General features: G+C 66.8%; 9 protein-coding genes. 7 read left to right on the top strand and 2 right to left on the bottom strand.

The window, feature by feature from the left end:
- The first annotated feature begins 8 nt into the window (after positions 1-8).
- The 7 genes from AC1D0O_RS21150 to AC1D0O_RS21180 all read left to right on the top strand — a co-directional run bounded on the left by AC1D0O_RS21150 (position 9) and on the right by AC1D0O_RS21180 (position 7,998).
- Positions 9-1,337, top strand: a complete 1,329-nt coding sequence (locus tag AC1D0O_RS21150; RefSeq protein ID WP_477655458.1) for an NAD(P)/FAD-dependent oxidoreductase — start codon at positions 9-11, stop codon at positions 1,335-1,337.
- Between the two features lie 58 nt (positions 1,338-1,395).
- Entirely contained in the window at positions 1,396-1,749 is a 354-nt protein-coding gene (locus AC1D0O_RS21155; RefSeq protein WP_477655459.1) for a cupin domain-containing protein, read from the top strand.
- 5 nt (positions 1,750-1,754) lie between these two features.
- On the top strand, positions 1,755-2,681 hold the full coding sequence (locus tag AC1D0O_RS21160; RefSeq protein WP_477655460.1) for a 2-hydroxyacid dehydrogenase: 927 nt from the start codon (positions 1,755-1,757) through the stop codon (positions 2,679-2,681).
- A 5-nt stretch (positions 2,682-2,686) separates the two neighbouring features.
- The gene (locus AC1D0O_RS21165; protein ID WP_477655467.1) at positions 2,687-3,847 is read left to right on the top strand and encodes a M20 aminoacylase family protein; all 1,161 of its coding nucleotides are present in this window, start codon (positions 2,687-2,689) and stop codon (positions 3,845-3,847) included.
- A gap of 31 nt (positions 3,848-3,878) precedes the next feature.
- Positions 3,879-5,384 (top strand): threonine synthase, encoded by a 1,506-nt coding sequence (locus tag AC1D0O_RS21170; RefSeq protein WP_477655461.1) that lies wholly within the window; start codon positions 3,879-3,881, stop codon positions 5,382-5,384.
- Positions 5,385-5,391: 7 nt separating this feature from the next.
- The gene (locus AC1D0O_RS21175; RefSeq protein WP_477655462.1) at positions 5,392-6,375 is read left to right on the top strand and encodes a homoserine kinase; all 984 of its coding nucleotides are present in this window, start codon (positions 5,392-5,394) and stop codon (positions 6,373-6,375) included.
- 171 nt (positions 6,376-6,546) lie between these two features.
- Positions 6,547-7,998: an NAD-dependent succinate-semialdehyde dehydrogenase gene (locus AC1D0O_RS21180; RefSeq protein ID WP_477655463.1), complete on the top strand. Its 1,452-nt coding sequence runs from the start codon at positions 6,547-6,549 to the stop codon at positions 7,996-7,998.
- Between the two features lie 16 nt (positions 7,999-8,014).
- Here AC1D0O_RS21180 and AC1D0O_RS21185 read toward each other — a convergent pair whose 3' ends face one another.
- Positions 8,015-9,340 carry an NAD(P)/FAD-dependent oxidoreductase gene (locus AC1D0O_RS21185; protein WP_477655468.1) on the bottom strand — a complete coding sequence of 442 codons (1,326 nt, stop codon included), beginning with the start codon at positions 9,338-9,340 and terminating at the stop codon, positions 8,015-8,017.
- A 53-nt stretch (positions 9,341-9,393) separates the two neighbouring features.
- Positions 9,394-10,272, bottom strand: an 879-nt coding sequence (locus AC1D0O_RS21190; protein ID WP_477655464.1) for an aldehyde dehydrogenase family protein, incomplete at its 5' end; no start/stop codon positions are given.

The raw sequence follows: 10,272 nt of genomic DNA on the forward strand, positions 1-10,272 counted from the left end.
GCAAACTTATGTCTCCACCCATTCTTCGCATACGCAGCGACGACAAGCTGCCCGAACGCGCCGATGCCGTGGTGATCGGCGGCGGCATTGTCGGCGTTTCAACGGCCTATTTCCTGGCCAGGCGCGGCTTCTCGGTCGCGCTTCTTGAAAAGGGCTACATCGGCGGGGAGCAGTCCAGCCGCAACTGGGGCTGGTGCCGCCAGCAGAACCGCGACGCCCGCGACCTGCCGCTTGCGACGCTGGCGCTGCGCCTCTGGGAGGAACTCACGCGCGACATCGGGCGGGACCTCGGTTTCCGCCGCTGCGGCCTGTACTACGCCACCGACAAGCCGCAGCAACTCTCCACCTGGGAGACATGGGGCCAACAGGTCGGACGGCCCGGCGGCGTCCGCACCCGCATGCTCGACGCGGCGGAGGCCGCGCGCGTCATGGAAGGCAGCGGCAGCCGCCAGTGGCTGGGCGGCGTGCATTCGATGGACGACGGCACGGCCGAGCCCGCCCTTGCCGCGCCGGGCATTGCCGAAGGCGCACGGGCGCTGGGCGCTACCGTCCACCAGGACTGCGCGGCCCGCGGCCTGGACATCAGCAACGGCGCGGTCACCGGCGTGGTCACGGAACGCGGCCTGATCAAGACCAGCGCCGTCGTCTGTTCCGGTGGCGCCTGGGCGTCCGCCTTTTGCCGCCGGCACGGCATCTCCTTCCCGCAGGCGAGCGTGCGCGCGAGCGTTCTGCGCACCCGCCCCATCGAAGGCCTGCCGGCGGCGCTCTCCGCGCCGGAGTGCTCGCTGACGCGCCGCCTCGGAGGCGGCTACAACCTGGCGATCAGCGGCAAGGCGAAGCTCGAAATCACACCGCAGGGGCTGCGCTACGCACGCGAATTCATGCCGATGTTCATGAAGCGCATCAAGGCTGTGGAGTTCGGCATTGGCCGCTCCTTCTTTCGCGGCCCCGAAGCGCTGGGGAGCTGGCGCTTCGACGAGGTGTCGCCGTTCGAGCAGATCCGCGTGCTTGATCCCGCGCCGGATCCGCGAGCCATCCTCAACCTGCTCGGTTGCTTCCAGAACCTGTACCCCGCCTTGAAAGACGTGGCGGTGGACCAGGCCTGGGCTTCCTACATCGACAGCACGCCAGACGGCGTGCCGGTCATTTCGCCGGTCGATGCCGTCAAGGGCTTCGTACTCGCAGCAGGGTTCAGCGGCCATGGTTTCGGTACCGGCCCTGCCACGGGGCAGCTGGTCGCGAGCCTGGTCACAGGCGATCAGCCACCCGTCGATCCAATGCCCTTCCGCTTCTCGCGCTTTGCCGACGGCTCGAAAGTCACCGTCGGTGCTTTCTGACGACTTCCCCGCTGCGGCCTGTCCATCAATTTCCCTCTTCACAAAAGGACCACCTCTCATGAGCAATCTCACCTTCTTCAAGTTTGACGACCTGGGCCCCTCGCGCGACAGGACACCGTTGCCGGAACGCCTCATGGAAGGCAACCCGCAATTCAGGAGTTGGGAAGTCGAACGATCTTCCGACAACAAGGTGCTCACCGGTATCTGGGAGACGACACCGGGCACCTTCCGATCGATCAAGGGCGGCACCCTGGAGTTCTGCTACATCCTCTCGGGCGTGTCGGAACTAACTGAGGACGGAAAGCCGCCGGTGCGGGTCCAGGCCGGCGACGCCTTCGTGATGAAGCCCGACTTCATCGGTGTTTGGCGCTGCATCGAAACTACCCGCAAGATCTGGGTCGTGTACGAGTAAGCCGCATGTCGTTCCTGTACAAGGCCGACCCCGCGCGCGGGGCGGAATGGGCACGCCTGTTCGCCGCCAAGGCGCCCGGCATCCCGTTTCATATCTGGCCCGACATCGGACAGGCGGACCGCGTGCGCTATCTTGCCGCGTGGGTGCCGCCGCCGGACATGGCGCGGCAGTTTCCCAAGCTGGAGCTCTTTTTCTCCACGGGCGCGGGAATCGACCAGTTCGACCTTGCCGCGCTGCCGCCGGAACTGCCGGTGGTGCGCCTGGCGGAGCCCGGCGTCGTCGCCGGCATGGTGGAGTACGCCACGATGGCGGTCCTCGCGCTTCACCGCGACCTGCCGGCCTATATACGGCAGCAGCGCGAGGGCCTTTGGGCCGCGCACCGCAGCTATCCCGCATCGAAGCGCCGTGTGGGCGTCCTCGGCCTGGGCGTGCTCGGATGCGCTGTGCTGGGCCAGCTGCGCACACTCGGCTTCCAGCTCTCCGGCTGGAGCCGCACGCGCCGCCAGCTTGAAGGCGTGGCCTGCTACTCGGGCCCGGAGGAACTGCCGGCGATGCTGGCCAGCACCGACATCCTCGTGTGCCTGCTGCCCCTTACCCCGGAGACGCGCGGCATTCTCGACTCGGCCCTGTTTCAGCACCTGCCGCGCGGCGCATCGCTGGTGCATGTCGGCCGCGGGGCGCACCTCGACCACCCCGCGCTGCTCGATGCGCTGGAGACGGGCTGGCTGTCGGGCGCGGTTGTCGATGTCACCGATCCGGAGCCGCTGCCGGCGGGCCACCCCTTCTGGGCACACCCGAAGATCCTGCTCACGCCGCACATCGCGAGCATGACGCAGCCGGAGACGGCCGTGGAACAGGTGCTAGCCAACATCCGCCGGCACGAGGCGGGCCAGCCCTTGATCGGGCTGGTTGACCGTTCGCGGGGGTATTGAGAACCATGGACAAAGACATCGAACACATAGAAGATTTGCTGCCGGCTCTGGTCGCGCTGCGGCGTGACCTGCACGCACACCCTGAGCTGGCGTTCGAGGAGCGCCGCACTTCCGGCGTGGTCGCCGCCGCGCTGCGCGACTGCGGCCTGGAAGTGCACGAAGGAATCGGCGGAACCGGCGTGGTGGGCGTTCTGCGCAAGGGCGATTCGACACGCATGGTGGGCCTGCGCGCGGACATGGACGCGCTTCCCATGCGGGAGGATACCGGGCGGCCCTACGTCAGCCGCCACCCCGGCGTTCACCACGGCTGCGGCCACGACGGCCACACGGCCATGCTGCTGGGAGCCGCGCAGCAGCTGGCGCGGGCCGGCAACTTCGATGGCCGAATTGCCTTTATCTTCCAGCCCGCCGAAGAAGGGCGCGGAGGCGCACGCGAGATGGTGCGGCAAGGTTTATTCGACCGCTTTCCGTGCGAATCCGTCTTCGCCCTGCACAACTGGCCCGACCTGCCCGCGGGTACGGTGGCCACAAGGCCGGGGCCCATCATGGCCGCGGCGGATCGCTTCGACATCGTCGTGCGCGGCCAGGGCGGCCACGCGGCGCAGCCGCACCGGACACCCGACGTGGTGCTTGCCGCGAGCCAGCTCGTTGCGCAGATGCACACCATCGTGTCGCGGCGAATTCCTCCCACGCAAAACGCCGTCCTGTCGGTGACGCGTATCAGCGGCGGCCAATCGCACAACGTCCTGCCGGCGGCCGTGGAGCTGACCGGCACTGTGCGCAGTTTCGACGCTAATGTGCAGGACACGATCGAGCAGGCGATCCGCGATGTCGCGGCGGGTGTCGCGCGCGCAAGCGGCACCGCGATAGAGGTCGAGTACACGCGCTACTACCCGGCAACGATCAACAGCCCTGAGCACGCCCAACTCGCACTGGAGGCAGCGCGCAGCGTCGGCCTGCAAGCACAGGTGGCGGAAACGCCGGCTTTCACGTCCGAAGACTTTGCCTTCATGCTCCAGCAGCGGCCCGGGGCCTACCTGTGGCTCGGCCAGCGAGGCGCGGACCATGCTGCCCCGCTGCACCACCCTTCGTACGACTTCAACGACGACGTTCTGGCCTGCGGCGTGCGTTGGCTCACTGCCGTCGCGCAAATGGCCCTGCGCTGAACGGGACCTACTTCAAGCAACGAGACCTACGATGCTCTACTTATCCACCCGCGGCCACCCCGACCGCAAACTTTTTTGCGAAATCCTGCTGGAGGGCCTGGCGCCCGACGGAGGTTTGTACCTGCCGGAGCACTATCCACAGGTCACGCCCGGGCAGCTGTCCAGGTGGCGCGGCTTGCCGTATGCGGAACTCGCCTTTGAAGTCCTCTCGCTGTATATCGACGACATCCCGGCCGAGGACCTGCGCGCGATCTGCCGCAAGACCTATACCGAAGAGGTCTTCGGCACAAAGGAGATCGTGCCGCTCAAGCAACTGGAGGAGGGCGTCTACCTGCAAGCCCTTTCCAACGGCCCGACGCTGGCTTTCAAAGACATGGCCATGCAGCTGCTGGGCAACCTGTTCGAATACGAGCTGGGCCGACGCGGCGAGGAGCTGAACATTCTGGGGGCCACTTCCGGCGACACCGGCAGCGCCGCTGAGTACGCGATGAAGGGCAAGAAGGGCGTGCGGGTGTTCATGACCTCGCCGCACGGCCGCATGAGTCCCTTTCAGCAGGCGCAGATGTTCAGCCTGCAGGATGCCAACATCCACAACCTCGCGATTGAGGGCGTGTTCGACGACTGCCAGGACATCGTCAAGGCCGTTTCCAACGACCTCGAGTTCAAGCGTAAGTACAAGATCGGCACCGTCAACTCGATCAACTGGGCACGCCTGATGGCGCAGGTGGTGTACTACTTCGCCGGCTACTTCCAGGCCACGGACCTTGCCCCCACGCTCCGCACTGACGTGTCGTCGCTGCCCCTTTCTGACGAATCCCGGGGCTCGTTTCCTAGGGGCGGCTCGTCGGAAAATTCTCATATCCAGAAGGTCGATTTCACCGTGCCGTCGGGCAATTTCGGCAACATCTGCGCCGGCCATGTGGCGCGCATGATGGGCCTGCCCATCGACAAGCTGGTGCTCGCCACCAACGAGAACGACGTGCTGGACGAATTCTTCCGCACCGGCGTTTATCGGGTGCGCGGCAGCGCCGACACCTACGAGACCTCCAGTCCGTCGATGGACATTTCCAAGGCCAGCAACTTCGAGCGTTTCGTGTTCGACTTGCTGGGCCGCGATACGGGCAGGGTCAAGCGCTTGTTCGGCGAAGAGCTCGCGAAGAACGGCTATTTCGATCTGAGTGCCGACCCTGCCTTCGCGCAGGCCCGTGCGCGCTACGGCTTCCTCAGCGGCAAGAGCACGCACGCCGACCGCCTGGCGACGATACGCGACACGCACCGGCGCTTTGGCGCGACCATAGACACCCACACGGCCGACGGGCTGAAAGTGGCGCGCCACTTCGTACAGCCCGGGGTGCCCATGATCGTGCTGGAGACGGCGCTGCCGATCAAGTTCGCGGCAACCATCGTTGAAGCCTTGGGCCACGAGCCCGACCGGCCCGCGCGGTTCCAGGGTATCGAAGACCTGCCCAAGCGCGTGACGGTTTTGCCGGCCGACACGGTGCGGGTCAAGGCATTCGTTACCGCACACGTTTCCTGATCGAAGCATGGCTGTCTTCACCGAAGTTCCCTACGACGAGGCTGCCGCCTTCCTGCGGCGGGTGGGTCTCGGCAATCTGCAGGCCATGGCAGTCTGCAGTGGCGGCATTGAGAACACCAACTACTTCGTGAATACGGATCGCGGCGAGTACGTGCTGACACTGTTCGAGCGCCTGGCGTGGGAGCAATTGCCGTTCTACCTGCACTTGATGCAGCATCTGGCCAGCCGCGGCCTTCCGGTGCCCAAGCCGGCGCCGGACGCGGAAGGCCGAATCTTGCACCGCCTCAAGGGCAAGCCGGCGACAGTGGTGGGAAGGTTGCGAGGAAAGAGTGAACTGTCGCCAGACGCCAGGCACTGCGCCGCGGTGGGCGAAATGCTGGCGCGAATGCACTTGGCCGGCAAGGACTATTCCCGGCACCAGCCCAACCTGCGCGGCCTTCCGTGGTGGACTGAAACTGTGCCGGCTCTGCTGCCACACGTGGGCCAGGCCCAGTGCAAGCTGCTGCTGGACGAACTGGACTTCCAGACGGGAATTGCCGCATCCCCCGACTACGCAGCACTGCCACGCGGCCCGGTACATGCCGACCTGTTTCGCGACAACGTGATGTTCGAGGGCGGCTGCCTGAGCGGCCTCCTCGATTTTTACTTTGCGGGTTGCGACACCTTCCTGTTCGACATCGGTGTCTGTCTCAACGACTGGTGCGTGGATCTGGGGAACGGACGCATTGACCCCGTGCGAAGGGCTGCATTCCTGGCCGCCTACCAGTCGGTGCGCCCGCTCGTGGCTGAAGAACAGCGTCTGTTGCCGGCCCTTGAGCGAGCCGCGGCCTTGCGCTTCTGGGTATCGCGGCTCTGGGATTGCCATTGCCCCCGCGAAGCCGCCATTTTGAAGGTTCATGACCCCAGCCACTTCGAGCGTGTTCTGCGCCAGCGCGTGAGCGATGCCGCCGGCACGGGAATTTTCTATCTTCCAGAAAGGACCTTGGGCTGACCTGGGCCCTGACCAGCCCCATGGGGTTGGGTTCCGAGGCATGACCTTGCGGCAACTGTTCGCGACATGTTGAAGAACTTGTGACCGGGTGAAACCGCGTTCCACCGTGATTGCGCGATGCCGACGGCGGTGGCTTTATTGGTTTATTGATCTATTGAGAAGAGGTTAAATATGAACACACAACACTACATCGCGGGCCGCTGGCAGCCCGCTCAGGACGAGCGCTGCTTCGAGGTCCGCAATCCGGCCGATGACAGCCTGCTTGCGCAAGTGAGCGAAGGCGGCGCTGCCGACGCGCGGCTGGCCGCGGACGCCGCCGCCTTGGCGCTGCCGGCCTGGAAGGCGCGCCCGCCGCGTGAGCGCTGCCTGATCCTGAAGAAATGGCAGGCGCTGATCGAGCGCGACGTGGAGCCGCTCGCCCAGCTGATCTCGCGCGAACAGGGCAAGCCGCTGGCCGAGGCACGCGGCGAGATCGCCTACAGCGCCGGCTACGTGGAGTGGTTTGCCGAGGAGGGCGTGCGCGCCAACGGCGAGATCATCGCCGCGCCGGTGTCGAGCAAGCGCTTCCTGGTGCTGAGGGAGGCCGTCGGCATCGTGGCGGTGGTCACGCCGTGGAACTTCCCGGCCGCGATGATTGCGCGCAAGATCGCGCCCGCGCTGGCCGCCGGCTGCACGGTGCTGGCCAAGCCGGCCGAGGACACGCCGCTCACGGCGCTGGCCCTGGTCAAACTGGCCGAGGAAGCCGGCGTGCCGCCGGGCGTGCTCAATATCGTGTCGGCTTCGCGCGAACGGACCCCGCAAGTGGTGGGCGAGTGGCTTGCTGATCCGCGGGTGCGAAAAATCAGCTTCACGGGCAGTACCCCGGTGGGCAAGTTGCTGGCGCGCGATTCCGCCGCGACGCTGAAGAAGCTGTCGCTGGAGCTGGGCGGAAACGCGCCCTTCATCGTGTTCGAGGACGCGGACCTGGACGCCGCCGTGGAGGGCCTGATGGCCGCCAAGTTCCGCAACGCCGGGCAGACCTGCGTGAGCCCGAACCGCGTCTACGTCCATACCGCTGTCCATGATCGCTTCGTCGACAAGCTGGCCGCTCGGGTGGGCGCCTTGCGGGTCGGCCCGGCCGACTGGCCCGAGGCCGAGATCGGCCCGATGATCAACGCCCGTGCGGTGGACAAGATCGAGCGGCACGTGAACGATGCCGTGGCCAAGGGTGCCAAAGTGATCGTGGGCGGCCAACGGGTGCGCAACGAAACCGCCCGCGGCCCGAATTACTACGCGCCCACGGTGCTCATCAACGCCACCCGCGAGATGGAACTGTCGTGCGAGGAAACTTTTGGCCCGGTGGTGCCGGTCTTCCGCTTCGCGAATGAGGCGGAGGTGATGGAGCAGGCCAATGACACGCCCTACGGGCTGGCCGGCTACTTCTATTCGAACGACGTCAAGCGCATCTGGCGCGTGGCCTCGGCCCTGGAGACCGGAATGGTTGGCATCAACGAAGGCGCCATCGCCGCGCAGGCCGCGCCCTTTGGTGGCGTGAAGGAGTCGGGCTACGGGCGCGAAGGCTCGCATTGGGGCCTCGACGAGTATTTGCACACCAAGTACCTGTGCCAGGGCGGGCTGGGGTGAAGCAAGACGGGCAAGCCTAGAAATCAGCCACCTTGCCCCACATCGACTCCTTGAAACGGGCGGGGTCGAAAGGCTTCGGGTCGAAGATCGGTTGGGCGCCCGACACGATGTCGGCGATCAGGTGTCCGGCGCCGGGGCCGATGCCGAAACCGTGTCCCGAAAAACCCGCGGCCAGGATGAGGCCGGGCACCTGCGGCAGTTCCCCGATACCGGGCACGCCGTCGGGCGTGCTGTCGATGTAGCCCGCCCAGGTGTTGGCGATGCGGGCTTCGCGCAGCACGGGCAACAGGTCGACGGCACGGCGATGGATTTCGCGGACGCCCGCGGGGTCGGGCTTCGGGTTGAGGATGCGCGCCCGTTCCATAGGGGTGGGTGCGTCCAGCTTCCATCGTGCGCGGGTTTCGTGGCCCCAGCGTATGCCTTCCAGGCCGCCGGGAAACACATTGCGCCAGCGCTTGGCGAACATCGGGATGAACTGCGGCGCGAAGCGCAGCAGCTGCGGCGTGGGGTCGGCGCGCCCACGGCCGCTGATGGCCAGGACGTAATGGCCGTCGGGGCGCCGGGTGATGGCGACGCGCGGGCTGGTCAGTGCCGCCGGCAGTTGCTGCGCCACCGGCGACAGGCGCACGATGGACTGGCGTATCGTGGCGAGCGGAAATTGCACGCCGAGCTGGTTGCAGAACGAGGACGCCCACGCACCGCCCGCGAGCACCGCGGTACGGGTCTTGATGGTCCCCGCTTCGGTGACGACGCCGCTGAGCCGGCCGCCCTCCATCTCGATGCCGCGCGCGGCGCAGTTCTGGTGGACAGTCCCGCCGAGTTTCATGAGCGCGGCCGCCACGGCGGGCGCCGCCTTGGCCGGGTCGGCCGTGCCGTCGCTGGGCGAGAAGACGCCGCCCTTCCACGTGCGGCCGGTCGCCACGCCCCGCTCCGAAGCCTCGCGGCCGCTCAGCATGTGTGTGGTCACGCCGGCGGTCGTCGCGAATTCGCGCCACTTGGCCCAGCCGGCAATCTGGGCCTCGTCATCGCTGAGGTACAGCAAGCCGCAGCGTGTGAAACCCGTGTCCTCGCCGCTGTCGGCGGCAAACTGGTCCCAGAGTTCGAGGCTCCGGGTGGCCATGGGCAGCTCGCGCGCGTCGCGGTTCTGCTGGCGGCACCAGCCCCAGTTGCGGCTTGATTGCTCGGCGCCTATGTGGCCTTTTTCGACCAGGGCAACCGACATGCCGCGCTTGGCGAGGTAGTAAGCGGTGAAGACGCCGATGATCCCGCCGCCGATCACGACGACGTCGGCGCTGGCCGGCGGGGTGCTGGAAGTCTCGAGGATGCGCAGGGGCTGGGACATGGATGGATTCTGGTCGTTGCTGGATGTCTGCATTTTTTGTACCAATGCCGCGCTCATGCTGTCTCCTCCTGCCCGAAACCCAGGATCGCCTTGGTCTCCAGGTACTCCTCAAGGCCCTCGATGCCGTATTCGCGGCCGTTGCCCGAGCGCTTGTAGCCGCCAAAGGGGGCATGCGGGCTCCAGGCCGGGTAGTTGATATGCACCTGCCCGGAGCGGATGCGCGCCGCCACCGCCCGCGCAGCGGCGAGGTCCTGGCCCTGCACATGCGCGCCCAGGCCGTAGACCGTGTCGTTGGCGATCTCCACCGCCTCGTCCACGCTGTCGTAGGCGATGAGCACCAGCACCGGCCCGAAGATCTCTTCCTGCGCGATCTGCATTTGGGAGTTCACGCCGGAGAAGATGGTCGGGCGGCAATAGAAGCCGCGCTCCAGGCCTTCCGGCCGGCCGGGGCCGCCGCAGACGAGACGCGCACCTTCCGAAATCCCGGTGCCAATCATTTCCTGCACCCGGTTGAACTGGGCACGGTTGGCCACCGGGCCGTGCGTGGTCTGCTCCGAGCGCGGGTCGCCCACGACAAAGTTCAAGGCCGCCTCCAGCGCGATCCGTTCAACTTCCTCGAGGCGCTCACGCGGCACGATCATGCGGGTCGGCGCGCTGCAAGACTGGCCGACGTTGCGAAAGGCTGCCCCCACGCCGGCCGGCACGGCGCGCGCCAGGTCCGCGTCCGGCAGGATCACATTGGGCGATTTGCCGCCGAGCTCCTGGGCCACGCGTTTGACCGTCGGGGCCGCCGCCTGGGCCACCAGCACGCCGGCCCGGGTTGAACCGGTGATCGAGATCATGTCCACGTCCGGATGCGCCGACAGCGCGGCGCCGACTTCCGGCCCATTCCCGCTCACCAGGTTGAACACGCCCGGCGGGATGCCGGCGTC

Source organism: Polaromonas sp. P1_F2, assembly GCF_056405735.1.

Bases quoted from the DNA above. Each gene is read 5' to 3' on its own strand.
- AC1D0O_RS21170 (WP_477655461.1), top strand. From the start codon at position 3,879: ATGCTCTACTTATCCACCCGCGGCCACCCCGACCGCAAACTTTTTTGC.
- AC1D0O_RS21160 (WP_477655460.1), top strand. From the start codon at position 1,755: ATGTCGTTCCTGTACAAGGCCGACCCCGCGCGCGGGGCGGAATGGGCA.
- AC1D0O_RS21175 (WP_477655462.1), top strand. From the start codon at position 5,392: ATGGCTGTCTTCACCGAAGTTCCCTACGACGAGGCTGCCGCCTTCCTG.
- AC1D0O_RS21150 (WP_477655458.1), top strand. From the start codon at position 9: ATGTCTCCACCCATTCTTCGCATACGCAGCGACGACAAGCTGCCCGAA.
- AC1D0O_RS21180 (WP_477655463.1), top strand. From the start codon at position 6,547: ATGAACACACAACACTACATCGCGGGCCGCTGGCAGCCCGCTCAGGAC.
- AC1D0O_RS21165 (WP_477655467.1), top strand. From the start codon at position 2,687: ATGGACAAAGACATCGAACACATAGAAGATTTGCTGCCGGCTCTGGTC.
- AC1D0O_RS21185 (WP_477655468.1), bottom strand. From the start codon at position 9,340: ATGTCCCAGCCCCTGCGCATCCTCGAGACTTCCAGCACCCCGCCGGCC.
- AC1D0O_RS21155 (WP_477655459.1), top strand. From the start codon at position 1,396: ATGAGCAATCTCACCTTCTTCAAGTTTGACGACCTGGGCCCCTCGCGC.